The organism is Candidatus Palauibacter sp. (genome assembly GCF_965222475.1).
Classification (GTDB): Bacteria; Gemmatimonadota; Gemmatimonadetes; order Palauibacterales; family Palauibacteraceae; genus Palauibacter.
Genome location: NZ_CBDCUB010000001.1, coordinates 871,015 through 886,478 on the forward strand (window position 1 = coordinate 871,015; position 15,464 = coordinate 886,478).

Annotated in this window: 20 protein-coding genes; 18 read left to right on the top strand and 2 right to left on the bottom strand. The window is 71.6% G+C overall.

The window, feature by feature from the left end; translation table 11 throughout:
* The first annotated feature begins 7 nt into the window (after nucleotides 1-7).
* From coaBC to secG, 12 genes are read left to right on the top strand one after another with little or no spacing between them, the layout of a single operon-like run.
* Nucleotides 8-1,213, top strand: coding sequence for a bifunctional phosphopantothenoylcysteine decarboxylase/phosphopantothenate--cysteine ligase CoaBC (gene coaBC, locus ACOQPP_RS03755; protein ID WP_420635897.1), 1,206 nt, complete (start codon nucleotides 8-10; stop codon nucleotides 1,211-1,213).
* A complete protein-coding gene (locus ACOQPP_RS03760; protein WP_419166579.1) occupies nucleotides 1,210-1,998 on the top strand; it encodes a uracil-DNA glycosylase in 789 nt (262 codons plus the stop codon). The genes coaBC and ACOQPP_RS03760 overlap by 4 nt, the downstream gene beginning before the upstream one ends.
* Nucleotides 1,991-3,376: a replicative DNA helicase gene (gene dnaB, locus ACOQPP_RS03765; protein WP_420635898.1), complete on the top strand. Its 1,386-nt coding sequence runs from the start codon at nucleotides 1,991-1,993 to the stop codon at nucleotides 3,374-3,376. The genes ACOQPP_RS03760 and dnaB overlap by 8 nt, the downstream gene beginning before the upstream one ends.
* Nucleotides 3,376-4,077, top strand: coding sequence for a 2-C-methyl-D-erythritol 4-phosphate cytidylyltransferase (ispD, locus tag ACOQPP_RS03770; RefSeq protein WP_419166577.1), 702 nt, complete (start codon nucleotides 3,376-3,378; stop codon nucleotides 4,075-4,077). The genes dnaB and ispD overlap by 1 nt, the downstream gene beginning before the upstream one ends.
* Nucleotides 4,078-4,092: 15 nt before the next feature.
* The gene (locus tag ACOQPP_RS03775; protein WP_419166576.1) at nucleotides 4,093-4,818 is read left to right on the top strand and encodes an L-threonylcarbamoyladenylate synthase; all 726 of its coding nucleotides are present in this window, start codon (nucleotides 4,093-4,095) and stop codon (nucleotides 4,816-4,818) included.
* The gene (locus tag ACOQPP_RS03780) at nucleotides 4,815-5,294 is read left to right on the top strand and encodes a low molecular weight protein arginine phosphatase (protein ID WP_419166575.1); all 480 of its coding nucleotides are present in this window, start codon (nucleotides 4,815-4,817) and stop codon (nucleotides 5,292-5,294) included. Before ACOQPP_RS03775 ends, ACOQPP_RS03780 begins: the two co-directional genes overlap by 4 nt.
* Complete coding sequence (locus ACOQPP_RS03785) at nucleotides 5,291-6,136, top strand: shikimate dehydrogenase family protein (protein ID WP_419166574.1); 846 nt, start codon at nucleotides 5,291-5,293, stop codon at nucleotides 6,134-6,136. The genes ACOQPP_RS03780 and ACOQPP_RS03785 overlap by 4 nt, the downstream gene beginning before the upstream one ends.
* Complete coding sequence (locus ACOQPP_RS03790; protein ID WP_419166573.1) at nucleotides 6,133-6,948, top strand: ComF family protein; 816 nt, start codon at nucleotides 6,133-6,135, stop codon at nucleotides 6,946-6,948. Before ACOQPP_RS03785 ends, ACOQPP_RS03790 begins: the two co-directional genes overlap by 4 nt.
* A gap of 22 nt (nucleotides 6,949-6,970) precedes the next feature.
* Nucleotides 6,971-7,999, top strand: a complete 1,029-nt coding sequence (gene gap / locus ACOQPP_RS03795; RefSeq protein WP_419166572.1) for a type I glyceraldehyde-3-phosphate dehydrogenase — start codon at nucleotides 6,971-6,973, stop codon at nucleotides 7,997-7,999.
* Between the two features lie 19 nt (nucleotides 8,000-8,018).
* Nucleotides 8,019-9,206 (top strand): phosphoglycerate kinase, encoded by a 1,188-nt coding sequence (locus tag ACOQPP_RS03800; protein WP_419166571.1) that lies wholly within the window; start codon nucleotides 8,019-8,021, stop codon nucleotides 9,204-9,206.
* A gap of 56 nt (nucleotides 9,207-9,262) precedes the next feature.
* The gene (gene tpiA, locus ACOQPP_RS03805; RefSeq protein WP_419166570.1) at nucleotides 9,263-10,027 is read left to right on the top strand and encodes a triose-phosphate isomerase; all 765 of its coding nucleotides are present in this window, start codon (nucleotides 9,263-9,265) and stop codon (nucleotides 10,025-10,027) included.
* 44 nt (nucleotides 10,028-10,071) lie between these two features.
* The gene (secG, locus tag ACOQPP_RS03810; RefSeq protein WP_419166569.1) at nucleotides 10,072-10,509 is read left to right on the top strand and encodes a preprotein translocase subunit SecG; all 438 of its coding nucleotides are present in this window, start codon (nucleotides 10,072-10,074) and stop codon (nucleotides 10,507-10,509) included.
* 8 nt (nucleotides 10,510-10,517) lie between these two features.
* Here secG and ACOQPP_RS03815 read toward each other — a convergent pair whose 3' ends face one another.
* On the bottom strand, nucleotides 10,518-11,150 hold the full coding sequence (locus ACOQPP_RS03815; protein ID WP_419166568.1) for a ribonuclease H family protein: 633 nt from the start codon (nucleotides 11,148-11,150) through the stop codon (nucleotides 10,518-10,520).
* 92 nt (nucleotides 11,151-11,242) lie between these two features.
* Here ACOQPP_RS03815 and carA point away from each other — a divergent pair, with 92 nt between their 5' ends.
* Both carA and ACOQPP_RS03825 read left to right on the top strand, forming a co-directional pair.
* Nucleotides 11,243-12,379, top strand: a complete 1,137-nt coding sequence (gene carA, locus ACOQPP_RS03820; RefSeq protein ID WP_419166567.1) for a glutamine-hydrolyzing carbamoyl-phosphate synthase small subunit — start codon at nucleotides 11,243-11,245, stop codon at nucleotides 12,377-12,379.
* Between the two features lie 116 nt (nucleotides 12,380-12,495).
* Complete coding sequence (locus ACOQPP_RS03825) at nucleotides 12,496-12,795, top strand: HU family DNA-binding protein (protein ID WP_419166566.1); 300 nt, start codon at nucleotides 12,496-12,498, stop codon at nucleotides 12,793-12,795.
* A gap of 35 nt (nucleotides 12,796-12,830) precedes the next feature.
* Here the strand turns inward: ACOQPP_RS03825 and ACOQPP_RS03830 are convergent, their stop codons facing one another.
* Nucleotides 12,831-14,003 (bottom strand): pyridoxal phosphate-dependent aminotransferase, encoded by a 1,173-nt coding sequence (locus tag ACOQPP_RS03830; protein ID WP_419166565.1) that lies wholly within the window; start codon nucleotides 14,001-14,003, stop codon nucleotides 12,831-12,833.
* Nucleotides 14,004-14,111: 108 nt separating this feature from the next.
* Here ACOQPP_RS03830 and ACOQPP_RS03835 point away from each other — a divergent pair, with 108 nt between their 5' ends.
* From ACOQPP_RS03835 to ACOQPP_RS03850, 4 genes are all read left to right on the top strand, one after another.
* A complete protein-coding gene (locus ACOQPP_RS03835) occupies nucleotides 14,112-14,384 on the top strand; it encodes a hypothetical protein (RefSeq protein WP_419166564.1) in 273 nt (90 codons plus the stop codon).
* Nucleotides 14,381-14,635 carry a MoaD/ThiS family protein gene (locus ACOQPP_RS03840; protein ID WP_419166563.1) on the top strand — a complete coding sequence of 85 codons (255 nt, stop codon included), beginning with the start codon at nucleotides 14,381-14,383 and terminating at the stop codon, nucleotides 14,633-14,635. Before ACOQPP_RS03835 ends, ACOQPP_RS03840 begins: the two co-directional genes overlap by 4 nt.
* Before the next feature lie 2 nt (nucleotides 14,636-14,637).
* Entirely contained in the window at nucleotides 14,638-15,135 is a 498-nt protein-coding gene (locus ACOQPP_RS03845; RefSeq protein ID WP_419166562.1) for a molybdenum cofactor biosynthesis protein MoaE, read from the top strand.
* A 125-nt stretch (nucleotides 15,136-15,260) separates the two neighbouring features.
* Nucleotides 15,261-15,386 carry a hypothetical protein gene (locus tag ACOQPP_RS03850; protein WP_419166561.1) on the top strand — a complete coding sequence of 42 codons (126 nt, stop codon included), beginning with the start codon at nucleotides 15,261-15,263 and terminating at the stop codon, nucleotides 15,384-15,386.
* Nucleotides 15,387-15,464 lie beyond the last annotated feature (78 nt).

Genomic DNA, 15,464 nt, shown 5'->3' on the forward strand with positions numbered 1-15,464 from the left:
ATCGACCGTGCGACCCTTTGACGGTCGTCGCGTCCTCCTTGTCGTCTCCGGCGGGATCGCCGCCTACAAGAGCGCGGTTCTCGCGCGCCGGCTGATCGAAGGGGGCGCCGCCGTTGACGTCATCCTGACGGAATCGGCGGAGCGTTTCGTCGGTCGGGTGACGTTCGAAGGCATCACGGGCCGGCGCGCGAACACGTCACTGTGGGACCGGCCGATGGCGCACCTGGACCTCGGGCGCGAAGCGGACGTCGTCGTCATCGCGCCGGCCAGCGCCGACCTCATCTCCAGGCTCGCCGCCGGCGCCGCCGACGATCTGGCGACGGCGACCGTGCTGGCCGCGCGCGGCCCCGTGATCGTCTGTCCCGCGATGAATACGCGCATGTGGGAGCACCCGGCGACCCGCGCGAACGTGGGGCGGCTGGTCGAGTTCGGCTGCACGATCGCGGGTCCGGCCGACGGGCCGCTCGCCGAAAGAGAGAGCGGGCCGGGGCGCCTCCTCGAACCCGAACGGATCGTGCCGGCGATCGCGCGGGAGCTGGAGTCCGCGAAGGGGCTCCGGGGGCGCAAGGTGGTGGCGACGGCGGGTCCGACGCGGGCCGCGCTCGATCCGGTGCGTTTCATCTCGAACCGTTCCTCCGGCCGCATGGGGTTCGCGCTCGCCGAGGCGGCGTGGCGGCGAGGGGGCGATGTGACGCTGATCAGCGGGCCCGGCGCCGCGCCGCGTCCCCCCGGCCCGCGGCTGGTGGAGGTCGAGACGACCCGGGAGATGCTGGCCGCGCTGGAGACCGCGTTGACGGACGCCGAGATTCTTCTCATGGCTGCGGCCGTGGGTGATTTCGAGCCGGCCGCGGAAGCCGCCTCCAAGATCAGGAAGACGGATGGGGGGCTCGATCTCACCCTGCGTGAGGGACCGGACCTGTTGATGGAGACCCGCGCACTCCGCGCCGAGAAGCGTATCTTCACGCTCGGCTTCGCGCTCGAGACGGACGACCTTCCTGCCCGCGGCCGGGAGAAGCTGGAGCGCAAGGGGATGCAGCTCGTGGCGGTCAATTCGGCCCTCGAGCCGGATGCGGGCTTCGAGTCCGCGACGAACCGCATCACGCTCATCGATCGGGCGGGGGTGTCGGAGGAATTGCCGCTGGCGAACAAGACCGAATTGGCGGACCAGCTCCTGGACCGGATCGAGGCTTCGATCGCGGCGGCGGAGGCGTGAGCCGGCCGGCAGCGGAGGCCCGGGCGCGCGCCCGGACGTTCCTGGCGCAGACGCTGTCCGCCGAGGGGAACGTGCTCATGCTCGAACACGCCACGCGAGATGAGGTCGTGCGGCGGCTGGCGTCCGCGGGACGGACCGCTCCGACGCGAGGCTCCGTTGCCCCCGGCGGCGGCGCCGCGGTGGAGGTCACGAACGCACGGATCGCGGAGGCGCCGGACCTGGAGGGGCTGGCGCGGCTCGTGGCGAGCTGTTCCCGGTGCCCGCTGCACGCGACCCGCAAGAACGCCGTGTTCGGCGAGGGGGCGGCGGAGGCCCGCGTCGTGTGCGTGGGGGAGGCCCCCGGCGCCCGCGAGGACGAGACGGGACGTCCCTTCGTGGGTCGGGCCGGCAGCCTGCTCGACCGGCTCCTGATGTCGATCGGTCTCCCCCGAACGTCGGTCTACATCTGCAACGTCCTGAAGTCCCGTCCGCCGCGGAACCGCGACCCGCTCCCCGAGGAAGTCGCCGCCTGCGCGCCGTATCTCGTGCGGCAGCTCGCGCTCATCCAACCCGACGTGATCGTCGCGTTCGGTGCCTTCGCGGCGCGCACCCTGCTCGAGACGAAGTCGGCGCTGGGCCGGCTGAGGGGGCGCGCACACCGGTATGCGGGATATCCCGTCATCGTCACGTATCACCCGGCGGCGCTCCTCAGGAACCCGGGCTGGATCCGGCCGACCTGGGAGGACCTGCAGAAGGTGCGCCGCATGCTCGACGGCGCCGACGAGAGTGAGGTACGCCTTGGCTGATACCGCACTCAGCCTCCCGAGCGAGTCCATCGGCGGACGTCGGGCCCCCTGGTCCGAAGAGGCCGAGCTTTCGGTCCTCGGAGCCATGCTGATCGACGCCGACGCCGTCGCCGTGGCGCTCGAACTCGTCAACGACGCCGGGTTCCACCGCGAAGGGAATCGACGGATCTTCCGCGCCATGGTGCGGCTCTACGGCCGCGGCGACGTGATCGACGCAGTCACACTCTCGGACGAACTGAAGACGGCGGGGGAACTCGAGGCCGTCGGCGGCATGGCCTACCTGGCGAGGCTCGTGGATGCGGTGCCCACCGCCGCCAACGTCGCCTATCACTGCCGCATTCTGCGCGACAAGTCCGTTCTCCGGCGCCTCATCTCCAGCGCCACCGAGATCATCCAGGAGGCGTACGAGGCGCCCTCGGGCGAGGTCGACGAGACGCTCGACCGGGCCGAGCAGAAGGTCTTCGAGATCGCGCAGGCCGAGGAACGCGGCGGCTTCGCCCGCATCAAGGAAATCCTTCGCTCGACGATGGACCGGATCGATGAATTGACGCGGAATCCGGGCTCGATCACGGGTGTTCCGACCGGGTTCCCGGAGCTGGACCGGATGACGGCGGGCTTCCAGCCGGCCGACCTCATCGTCCTCGCGGGCCGTCCCTCGATGGGGAAGACGGCGCTCGCCCTGAACATCGCCCAGCACACCGCGATCGACGAAGATGTGCCGGTCGCGATCTTCTCGCTCGAGATGTCGCGCGAGTCGCTCGTCCAGCGGATGCTGTGCGCCGAGTCGAAGGTGGATTCGAGCCGCGTGAGGACCGGGCGCCTGTCGACGGACGATTTCACGCGGCTGGCGCGCGGGGCGGGACACCTGAATACGGCCCCGATCTGGATCGACGACACCCCGGGGATCTCGCCCATCGAGCTTCGGGCGAAGATTCGGCGGCTGCACGCCGAGGCCGGCGTGGGACTCGTCGTGCTCGACTACATGCAGCTCATGTCGGGAGGAGACAGGGCCGAGAATCGACAGCAGGAGATCAGCGCCATCTCCCGTTCCCTCAAGGGGATCGCTAAGGAGGTCGGCGTGCCCCTGCTCGCGCTCTCGCAGCTGTCGCGGGCGCCGGAACAGCGCGAGGGGAACCGCCCGCGGCTCTCGGACCTGCGCGAATCGGGAGCCATCGAGCAGGACGCCGACGTGGTCCTCTTCATCTTCCGGGAGGAGATGCATCGCAAGCCCGAGGAGATCGAGGAGAAGGGGCTGGCGGGGAAGGCCGAACTCATCGTCGGGAAGCAGCGCAACGGGCCGACCGGGAGCGTGGATCTCTACTTCCACAAGGCCTTCACGGCGTTCGAATCCGTGTCCAGGCGCGCGGAACCCGACTAGTGCGGGTCGGGGCGGTCATCGTCGCGGCGGGACGGGGCCGGCGGTTCGGGGACGGGCGACCCAAACAGTTCGTGGAGCTGGGCGGCGCGCCCGTGCTCGCGTGGTCGGTGCGGGCGTTCGCGGCGCACCCGGAGGTGGAGCGGGTCGTCGTCGTGCTGTCGCCGGCGCGGGCGGCGGCACCGCCCGCGTGGCTTCCGGAAGGGGTGACGGTCGTGCCGGGCGGCGTGGCCCGGGCCGATTCGGTTCGGGCCGGCGTCGGCGCCCTGGCGGAGGAGATCGATGTCGTCCTCGTGCACGACGGAGCCCGGCCCTTCCCCTCGGCCGCTCTCATCTCCCGCGTCATCGGATCGGCGGGGCGCGGTCCGGTCATTCCCGTGATCGGGATCGAGGACACGGTGAAGCGGGTCGATGGCCGGGGACGGGTCGCGGAGACGGTCCCGCGCGAAGACCTCCGGCGGGTGCAGACGCCGCAGGGGTTCCCCCGTGAGGTGCTGGCGCGGACCCACGCGCTCGGGGACGGGGCCGCGTGGGCGGAGCACGACGCGGCCAGCCTCACGGACGACGCGATGCTGTGCGAACTTCTCGGGATCGACGTGGCTACGGTCGAGGGCGATCCGTCGAACCTGAAGATCACGACGCCCGGGGACCTCGCCATCGCTCGGAGGATGGTTGAGAGCGGCGTGATCCCGGGCGGGACATAGCGGCCGGGGCGGAGTGTGATCGACATCGAGATCGAGGCGTTGCGCTGGTGCGAATGGGGAGGGGTCGGCACGGGTTCCGGAGCGTCCGCGGCGGCGGTGCAGCGCGGGGCGGGGAGGCCGCTGGCGGCCGGAGTCGATGCGCTTGAACGGGCGGTGGCGCTGCTGGAGGCCGGCGGCGTGGTGGCCCACCCCACGTCGACCGTGTACGGGCTGGGCGGGCGCCCGGCCCGCGGGGTCGACGAGCGGATCTCGGCCCTCAAGCGGCGTCCGCCGGCGCCGCTCATCCGGCTCGCGGCCAGCCGCGAGGCGCTCCACGAAGCCCTGCCGGGCGTACGGTGGAGCGGTGCGGCCCGGCGGCTCGCCGATGCCTTCTGGCCGGGGCCGCTCACGCTCGTCCTGGATGACGGCAGCGAGGCCGGGATCGCGGCGCGCGTCGATCCGCATCCCGTCGTGCGGCGGCTGCTCGAGCGGGCGGGGGGACTCATGACGTCGACAAGTCTCAACGAGACGGGGCGACCGCCGGCGCGGACGCGGCGGGAAGCGCGGGAGGCGCTGGCGTCGATGCGGCCGCAGGACGGACCGGTCGGGTGGCTGGACGCGGGAGACCTGGAGGCCTCCCCTCCGTCGACGCTCGTGCGGTTGCGCGGCGAGACGGTCGAGGTGCTGCGCGAGGGCGCCCTTCCGGCGCTCGAGATCGAGCGGATCCTGAGGCGGTCGGGTCGCTGCGGGGCTCCGGGATGAAGCTGCTCTTCGTCTGCACGGGGAACACCTGCCGGAGCCCGATGGCCGAGGTGATCGCGAGGGCCGCGGCGGAGGCGTGCGATCTGCCGGGGGTGTCGTGCGGCTCGGCGGGCACGTTCGCGTTCCCCGGGAACCCCGCCTCCGGCCCCGGCGTCGCGGTGGCCGCGGCGCGCGGGCTCGATCTCGCCGGGCACCGGTCGCGCGAGCTCTCGCTCGAACTGCTGGAATGGGCCGACGTGATCGTCGGGATGGAGGCGTCGCACGCCGAGGCGGTCGCTCGCTGGGCTCCGGACGCCTCCGTGCGGGTCATGACGGATTTCCTCCCCCCGGGCCACGGGCGAGCGGGGGGCGGGGTACCGGACCCGTATGGCGGCGACCTCGAGACCTACGAGGCGACCTGGGCGCTGCTGGCGTGCGCCATGCGCGGGTTCTTCGACTGGCTCCGTGACGCGGAGCAGGTGCCGGACGGGCCGTGACGCTCCGCTACGCGCTCCTCGGAGACCCCGTGGACCATTCGATTTCGCCCGCCATGCATCGGGCGGCCTTCCGGTCGTGGGGGCTCGACGCGGAATACGTTGCCCGAAAGGTCGCGTCGGAGGACATCGGGCGGGCGATGCGCGATCCGGACCTCGCGGGAGGCAATGTCACGCTTCCGCACAAGCTGCGAGCGGCCGAGGCGCTCGTGCGGCCGAGCCGCGCCGTACGGGCCACGGGGGCGTGTAACTGCTGGTGGCGGCGGGCGGATGGGGAACTCGAGGGCGATAACACGGACGTGGGCGGTCTCCGCCTCGCGCTCGAACGGGTCGGCTTCGAGGCGGGCGGGGCGCGCGTGCTCGTGCTGGGGGCCGGCGGCGCGGCGCGAGGCGCCGTCCATGCGTTGCTCGAGGGGGGCGCGTCCTCGATCGAAATCCTCAACCGGACGGCCGCCCGGGCGCGCGCGCTCATGGAGGCGGCGGGGACCCGTGCGGTACGCGTGGTCGAGGCGCCGGAGCTGGGGGCGTCCTACGATCTCGTCCTCAACGCGACGAGCCTCGGGCTGGCGGCGGCGGATCCGCTGCCACTCGCGCTGGACCGGGGGCGGTTCGATCTCGCGTACGACCTCGTGTATGCGGCGGGACGGACGCGGTGGGTCCGCCACGCCCGGTCGCTCGGCATCCGGGCGGGGGACGGGCTCGAGATGCTCGTGGGCCAGGCGGCGCTGTCGCTGGAGCGCTGGTTTCCCGGGCGCGCGACGCCGCACCACGCGATGCGGGCCGCGGCCGTGCAGGCGCTGGACGCGCGGGCGGGGCGGGGATCCGGCCGCGGGAGCGGCGCATGAGCGTGATCGCGCGGCGGAGCGCCCTCGGCCGTCTCGGGCGGACGGCCGCGGCGGCCTTCGATGCGCTGGTCCCGGCGGCGTGCGTCGGGTGCCGCCGGGGTGTGGAGTCCGCCGGCGCGCCGCTGTGCGGCCTGTGCCGCTCGCGGCAACCGCGGCTGCCCGTGCCGCGCTGCACGCGGTGCGCGCAGCCGCTCGGCAACATCGCGGCTGCGGCGGGCGAGCGGGTGCGCTGCGGCACCTGCGAGTCGTGGCCCGAGGTGCTGGTCGCCGCCGACGCGCCGTTCGCCTTCGACGGCGTGGCCGCCCGGACCGTACGCGCCCTCAAGTACGATCGCTGGGTGGCGCTCGCTCCGTACATGGCCGCGAGCATGGCGGCCGCCGCGGAGTCCGTCGCGAACCGGCTCGGCGCCCGGGACGCCGCCTGCCTCGTCCCCGTGCCGCTCGCACCGGCCCGGTTGCGGGAGCGGGGCTTCAACCAGGCGGAGGAACTCGCCCGCGCCCTCGTCGCGCACGGGCTCGGACCGCTGCGGCCGGCCCTCGAGCGGCGGCCGGGCGGCGGCCGTCAGGCCGGCCTCCGCGGCGCCCTGCGGCGCGCCAACGTGCAGGGCCGCTTCCAGCCCCGGGCCGGCTTCGATGGCGCGGGGGGAGTGGCGATCGTGGTCGATGATGTGCTCACGACCGGGGCGACGGCGGTCGCCTGCGCGGAAGCTCTCGCCGAGGCTGGATTTCGCCGTGTGGCGGCAGTTAGTTTTGCGCGTACGCTACGTCCCCTGGACGGGGACCCGTCACCGACTCGGGCTTCCCGCCCGTAATCCGCCCATAAGAGGATTCCCCATGAGTGTGAGGGTTGCAATCAACGGCTTCGGTCGCATAGGCCGGAACATCCTGCGCGCGGCGCTCGAGAATCCGCGCGGCGACCTCGATTTCGTCGCCATCAACGACCTCACGGATGCGGCGACGCTCGCCCATCTGTTCAAGTACGACTCCGTGCACGGCCGCTTCGCCGGTGAGGTGCGCGTCGACGGCCAGGATCTCGTCGTCGGCGAAGAGCGGGTGCGCGTGCTCTCCGAGCGGGATCCCGTCGATCTGCCGTGGTCGGCGATGGACGTCGATGTGGTGATCGAGTCGACCGGCATCTTCCGGCGGCGTGAGGACGCGGCCAGACACATGGCGGCGGGCGCGAGGAAGGTCATCATCTCCGCTCCCGGCGTCGAGCCGGACATCACGCTCGTGCTCGGCGTGAACGCCGACGAATACGACCCCGATCGGCACGATGTGATCTCGAACGCGAGTTGTACCACGAACTGCATCGCGCCGGTCGTCAAGGTCCTGCTGGACGAGTTCGGCTTCGAGCGGGGGCTGATGACGACCGTCCACGCGTACACGAACGGACAGCGGCTGCTCGACCTCCAGCACAAGGATCTGCGCCGCGCGCGCGCCGCCGCGCTCTCGATCATCCCCACGACGACGGGGGCCGCCAAGGCGGTGGGGCTCGTCATCCCGCAGGTTCGGGGGAAGCTCGACGGGATGGCGATGCGGGTCCCGACGCCGAATGTGTCCATCGTCGATCTCGTGGCCACCGTATCGCGGGCAGCGTCGGCGGAGGAGGTCAACGCGGCGTTCCGCGCGGCGGCCGGGGGGGCTCTGGACGGCGTGCTCGAGTACACCGAGGAGCCCCTTGTGTCGGTCGACTTCACCGGGCACCCGGCGAGCGCGATCATCGACGCGCAGTCGACCTCGGTCATGGGCGGCACGCTCGTGAAGGTCATCTCCTGGTACGACAACGAGTGGGGCTACTCGAACCGCTGCGTGGACCTGGCGAGCTTCGTCGGAGAGCGGCTGCCCGCGGCCGTCGAGGCCTGAACCGGCCCGAACCGCTCGAATGATCAGGACCCTCGCGGATCTCCCGGCCGATCCGGCCGGGAAGCGAGCGCTCGTGCGCGTGGACTACAATGTCCCGCTCGAGGCGGACCGGGTGGCCGACGCGACCCGCGTCGAGGCCACTCTGCCCACGCTGCGGTGGCTGCTGCGGCACGACGCCCGGCCGGTCCTGCTCTCGCACCTCGGCCGCCCCGGGGGGCGTCCGAACCCCGCGTTCTCGCTCGCGCCGGTGGCCCCGGTCCTCGCCGGCCTGCTCGGCGTCGAGGTGGACTTCGCCGCCCCGTGCGACGGCGCTGCGGCGCTCCGCGCGAGTCGCGGGCTCGCCGCCGGCCGGGTTCTCCTCCTCGAGAACACCCGCTTCCTGCCCGGAGAGGCGGCGAACGACGGCGCCCTGGCCGGGCGGCTGGCCCGCCTCGGCGACTTCTTCGTGAACGACGCGTTCGGGACGCTCCACCGCGCGCACGCGTCGACGACCGGGGTGCCGGCACGCCTCCGCCCGGCCGCCGCCGGCCTGCTGGTGGAACGGGAACTCGCCGCGCTCGATGCCCTCCGGGACCCTCCGCGTCCTTTCGTGGTCGCGTTCGGGGGAGCGAAGATCGGTGACAAGATCGATCTCATGCGCGGGTTTCTGGAGCGCGCGGACCGTATCCTGGTCGGCGGCGCCATGGCGAACACCTTCCTGCGGGCGCAGGGGGTGGAGACCGGGGCGTCGCTCGTCGACGAGGCCGCCCTGGAACTCGCCCGCTCGATCCTGGCCGCGAGTCCGGACAGTATCCGGCTGCCGGTCGACGTGAGGGTCACCGAGCGGCCGGCGGATGCCGGCGGATCGGTCGCGGACGTGGGGGTGGAGGCGATCGGTCCGGGGATGGCCGCGCTGGATATCGGTCCGGCCTCGCGGGCACAATACGCGGAAGAGATCCGCGGCTGCGCCTCGCTCTTCTGGAACGGACCGATGGGGCGGTTCGAGGACCCGCGTTTCGCGGCGGGGACGTTCGCCATCGCGGAGGCCGCGGCGGAGATTGCCGCCGCCGGCGCCTTCTCCGTGGTGGGCGGCGGCGACTCGGCGGCAGCCGTGGGGCGCGCCGGCCTCATGGACCGCGTCTCGCACGTCTGCACCGGGGGCGGAGCCGCGCTCGAGTACCTGGCGAGCGGACGGCTGCCCGGGCTCGACGCCCTCGCCGACGCATGACCCGCGAGCTGACCCGCGAGCCGAAGACGCGAACTGAAACGAGAAAGGAGTGCCTCTTGAGCGAGCCCCGCACGCCCGTGTTCGCCGCGAACTGGAAGATGTGCCACGGCCCCGCCGAGACCGCGGCGTTCATGGAGCTGTTCAGGCGGCGCCACGCGCCGCGCGAGGACGCGACGGTGGTGGTGTTTCCCCCCGCCATCAGCCTGCCGGTATTCGCCGAGGCGAGCGCCGGCCGACCCGATCTCCGGTTCGGCGTGCAGGACGTGCACACGGAGGTCGAGGGAGCCCACACGGGCGCGATCTCGGCCGCCATGGTGCCCGCGACCGGCGCCACGTGGGGGCTGGCGGGCCACTCGGAGCGCCGCCGCGAGTTCGGAGACACCGACGCGATGGTCGCGCGCAAGCTGCGGCGCCTCCTCGACGCGGGTCTGCGCCCCGTCCTGTGCGTGGGCGAGACGCTCGAAGAGCGGGAGGCGGGAAGACTGGAGGCCGTGCTCGAGACGCAGATTCGCGCGGCGCTGTCCCCGCTGGACGCCGAAGGTCGTGCCCGTCTCGTCTACGCGTACGAGCCCGTGTGGGCGATCGGGAGCGGGCGGACGGCGAACCCGGCGGATGCGGCCGAGGCGCACGGCATCGTGCGCGCCCGGCTCTCGGGGTTCGAGGGCTGCGACCCGCCGCGATCCGTGATCCTCTACGGCGGGAGCGTCAAACCGGCCAACATCGGGCAACTGCTGGCGGCTCCGGGGGTGGACGGCGTCCTCGTCGGCGGCGCCAGCCTCGATCCCGACAGTTGGGCCGCGATCTGTGCGGCGGGCGCATGACCGCGAAACTGGCCCCGGGCCCGCGCCGGCTCTAGCTTACGCGGATGTTCACGTTCCTGGTCGTATTGATTTCGCTGATCGCGCTCCTCCTCTGCATCATCATCCTGATCCAGGCGGGGAAGGGGGGCGGGCTCGCCGCGTCATTCGGCGGCGCCTCGTCCTCGACCGACTCCTTCATGGGGGGACGGCAGGCCGCCAACGCGCTGACCAGGATGAGCTGGTACGGCGGAGGGGGATTCCTCTTCCTCGCGCTCGTGCTGGCCGTGCTCTCGGCCCGGCCGAACGCGTCCCCGGAGTCGATCCTGCGCCAGGGGATGCCGGCCGGGCAGAGCCTGCTGGAGGCGCCGCCCTCCCTGCTGGAGGCGCCGCCCGACCTGGGGGACGCCGCAGCGCCCGCCGACGAGGGTGCGGCGCCGGAGGGAGGGGAGGAGCCGGCTACGGAAGAGGACCCCGGGTCCGGAAGCGGGAACCCCGGCCCCTAAGAGGGGCGTCAGACGGGGGGCGGCCGGGGATCCGCCTCGAACGCCGGGTCGGGCAGGTCGAGGAAGTCCAGGAACTGTTCCCTCTCTTGCGCCTCGGCCAGCCACGCCTCGAAGCCGGAGGGAACCAGCCCGTCGGTGCCGCGGCGCTCCCGGGCCGCCGTATTGGCCAGCCGGTCCGCATAGGTGTTCTTCACATCCTCCGCGTGCCCCTTCGTCCAGCGCCATTCCACCCGGTGCCGCGCGGAGGCCCGCGCGAGTTCCCGCCACAGGCCGAGGTTCTCGATCGGGCCGCCCTTCCGCCGCCAGCCGCGCCGCGCCCAGGTGTGCACCCATTCCTTCATCCCGCGCACCAGGTACTGGCTGTCGCTCGTGAACACGACCCGGCAGGGCCGCTTCAGCGCGCCGAGGCCGACGATCCCGGAGACGATGGCCATCCGGTTGTTCGTCGTGTCGGGGTCGAAGTGGGCGAAGTCGCGCCGGTGCCAGCCCCGACGCTCGTCGAAGCGCTCGATCAGCCCCGCCGCGGCGCCGGGATTCGCGCGTTCTTCGAACTGGTTGCCGAGGCACGATTCGTCGGCGAAGATATGGACGAGCGGATCCTCGGCCCCACCCCTCGGAGTGGGCTCGGAGTCGGGTTTCACCACGCCTCCCCTCACTTCGGATTTCGGATACGCGCGGGCGGCGGGCCGGTGCCCGGTCCCCCGCACATGCGAACGCCACATTGGACGCGCACGTGAGCGACAGGCAAGCACGCCCCGGATACCTCCTGCTGGAGGACGGCCGCCGGTTCGACGGCACCTACGTGGGGCCCGAGACGGAGACGGCCGGCGAAGCCGTCTTCACGACCGTGATGACGGGCTATCACGAGGTCCTCACCGATCCCTCCTTCGCCGCGCAGATCGTAGTGATGACCGCGCCCATGCAGGGAGTCTACGGCATCCGCGACCCCGACGTGCAGTCTCGGCGGCCGTGGGTGGCGGGGTTCATCGTACGACACCTCTCGCGGGAGGTCGGCTCGGGGCCGGCGGACGCCACGCTCCCGGAATATCTCGCTTCGCACGGCATCCCGACCCTCATTGGAGCGGACACGCGGGCCCTTACCCGCCACATCAGGGATGCGGGCGCCATGCGGGCGGTCCTGGCGCACGACGGGATCGAGCCGGGCCGGGCCGCGGAGCGACTCGCCGCGGAACCCGAGATGTCGGGACGCGATCTCGCGACGACCGTGTCGACCCCGGAGCCCTACGAACTCCACCCGTCCCCCGGCGCCGGCGTCGGGGGCCCCGTGCTGTGCCTCGACTACGGCGTCAAGACCCGAAGTCTCGATCTCTTCCTGCGCGAGGGATACCGGGTGCGCGTCGTCCCCTGCGAAACCGGGGTGAACGAACTCCTGGACGCGCGGCCGAGCGGGGTCTTCCTCTCCAACGGTCCGGGTGATCCCGAGGCCGTCCCGGGCGCGGTCGACAGGATCCGGGCTCTGAGCGACGCGGGAATCCCCCTGTTCGGGATCTGCCTCGGGCACCAGCTCATCGCGCGGGCGTTCGGGGCGAGGAACTACAAGCTTCCGTACGGACACCGGGGAGGGAACCATCCGGTCCTGAACTACGCGACGGGCGCCGTGGAGATCACCTCCCAGAATCACGGTTTCGCGGTTCTGGAGGAGGACGGGCGCATCGAGGGCGCCGACGCCCTGGAGGTGACGCACCGGAATCTCAACGACGGCACGGTCGAGGGGCTCGCGCATCGCGAGCGGCCGGTGTTCGCGGTGCAGTACCACCCGGAGTCGGCGCCGGGCCCACACGACAGCCGGTACCTGTTCAACCGCTTTGTCGAGACCATGCGGGAGAGCGCAGCCTCGGCCACACGTTGAACGTCGGCGTCGCGTTCTCTACGTTCCATCGAAGCTCCTCCATCAGTGGAGATCGTCGCTCCTTCGCGGAGCGAACTCGATATGTGGTGCGCGGCTAACGCTCGGAGGAGGGGGAGATGACGAAGGCGGATCTCATTGAGCAGGTGCATGAGGCGATCGGTCCCGGCGTAACGAAGAAGGATTGCGCGGCGGTCGTCAACGCGTTCCTGAACGCGATCAAGGGTGCCGTCATCGAGGGACGGCACATCGAGATTCGGGGCTTCGGCACGTTCAAGGTCCGGGAGCGGCGGACGCGGATGGCGCGCAATCCCCGTACCGGCGAACCGGTGCGAGTCCCGGAACGAAGAGTGCCCGTGTTCAAGCCCTCGCGCCTGCTGCGGGAAGAGGTCGCCGCAAGTCACGAGGGCCGGGCCTGAGCGGGTGGCCGGAGCCCTGGAGGGTACCGGCCACCCTACCCGAAGAAGTCGGCGATTCGGGCCAGCCCCTTCTCGAGGACGTCTCTCTCGACCGCGAAGTTGAACCGGAGGTGCCCCGGAGAGCCGAAGGGCTCGCCGGGCATGCAGGCGACGGAGGCATCCACGAGCAGCCGCTCGGCGATGTCGAGCGATGTTTCGGTCGGGTCCGTGAGGCGACCGTAGAAGTAGAGCGCGCCGTCCGGCGGCGTGGCCTCGATCGAGTCGATCTCCGCGAACCCCGCCAGCCCGACCTCCCGCAGGCCGGTGAGCCTCGACAGCAGATCGGTGATGAACGCCTCGCGCGCGCCGCTCTCGCCGAGGGCCGCGGCGGCGGCGTACTGGGACGGCCCCACGGCCCCGGACGTCGTCTGTCCCTGCAGGTCCGACATCTTCCGGACGAGTTCGCGCGGCCCCACGGCGTAGCCGATCCGGAATCCCGGCATGCAGAACGCCTTCGACATTCCGTCGAGCAGAACCGTCCGCTCGCCCCGCTCCGTGATATCGAAGACAGACGGCGACGGCTGTCCGTACGCGAGTCGCCGGTAGATCTCGTCGGAGAGCACCCAGATCCCGTGCCGTTCCGCCCAGCGCAGGATGTCGCGCAGAAGACCGCGGGGGATCACGGCGCCCGTCGGGTTGCCGGGGCTGTTCAGCAGGAGCCCGCGGGTGCGCCCGGTACGCGCGGCCTCGAGGTCCGCCACGGAGGGGAGGAATCCGGCATCCCACCCGGTCTCCACGACGACCGGATCCGCCCCGGCGAGCCGCACGATCACCGGATAGCTGGGCCAATAGGGGGAGGGCACGAGGACCTCGTCGCCCGCTCCGAAGAGAGCGTAGCAACAGTTGAAGAGCGACTGCTTCACGCCGGCGCCCACGATCACCGAACCCGGGTCCACGCTACCGGCCCCGGTCGTTTCATTCAGATAGCGCGCGATCGCCTCTCGCAGTTCGGGGAGGCCGAGCGTGGGCGGATAGCCCGTCTTCCCCGCCTCCACTGCCCGTATCCCGGCGCGGGCCGCAAACCGGGGGGCCGGGTATTGGGGTTCGCCGGCCGAAAGGTCGATCACAGGCACGCCTTCCGCCTTCAGCTTGCGGGCGCGCGCGGCCAGCGCCAGCGTGGCCGACGCCTCGAGGCGCGCGACGTTGGACGAGAATTCCGTGTGGGGCACGCTGGGACGGCCTCTACCGAAGGTGTCGACGAGTTTGTTCGAGAGATTTGAGCGCGATGGGGCGGGGCCCTATTCTTCCCGCAGGATGATGGTACGCCGGGAGAACCGATGACGACAGAGACCGCCAGCGCCCTGGCGCCGGGCGATGTACTCGCCGCGGCGCGGGATTTCTTCCTCGGTGCGAACCGCATGGCCGACGCCTGGATCGACACCGAGAGCGACACGCACATCACGTTCTGCACGTTCCGCGGCAACCTCTCCGTCGCGGCCTTCGCGGACCCGCAAGCGCCGGACGCGACCCGCGTGCGGGTCACCACGCTGCGGGAGGAAGGGATCGTGCCGCGACTCCTCGCCTACATCGCCCTGGCGGGACGATCGTGACCGGGCGGATCTCGGTGCGCACGCTCTTCTTCGGCGTATACGGGGAACTGGCCGCACGCCGGGAGGGCTCCGCCGAACTCGCGACCGACAGTACGGTGGAGGACCTCGTGCGGGCGCTGCGGGGGCCGGGAGGACTGGACTGGCTCCCCGAGCGCGTCGTCGTCGCGGTCAACCAGCGCTACGCGGAGTCCGGGACGCGGCTGGCGAACGGGGACGAAGTCGCCCTCATTCCTCCCGTGGCGGGAGGCTGACGGTGCCGTGCGCGGACAAGGGCCCGGGAGCGGCGGACCACCGCGTGCGGACCTGGATTACGCGGGAAAGTCTGGACGGATTCGAGCCCTTCGCGGAGTTGGGCACCCAGGCGGATGGCGCGGTCCTGGTATTCCAGGGGAGGGTGCGCGAGACGAACCGCGGGCGGGCCGTCGCGAGTCTCACGTATGAGGTCTACGGAGAGATGGCGGAGCGCGAACTGGCGGCCATCTGTCACGAGGCGCTCGAACGATTCGACATCGGGGCGGCGTTCGCGGCGCATCGCGTCGGCGAACTGGGTCTGAGGGAGGTGAGCGTGGCGATCGGGGTCGCGGCGGGGCACCGCGACTCGTGCTACCCGGCTTCACGCTGGATTATGGAAACCCTCAAGGCTAAACTGCCTGTGTGGAAACACGAACACTATCAGGATGGCGACTCGCACTGGGTCGGTGCCCCGCAGGCCGGGGAGACGGTCGTGGAAGGCCGATCCTCGACGGGGTAACGTCGGGTCGAGCCTTGAGCCGATCTTCGAATCACGGTCGGGAACCTAAGGATTGGTCACGGATGGCCGGTGGTGTCCGGGGGTAAGGGACCTTCGGCCCCGGCATCCAACTCGAGGAGGAAGAGATGTTCAAGATGATTCGGAACGTGTTGGTCGTCTGCATGATTGCGACGGTCTCCTTCGCTGGGGACTGCGGCGATGACGATGACAACATGATGGGGATGGAGAACGCCGTTACGGCCGAAGCCTAGCCGTCACATCCGGGGGGACGGCCGCTTCCGGCCGTCCCCTCTCTCCTCCAGCAGTCCCGAACCCCGAAACAGCGGATC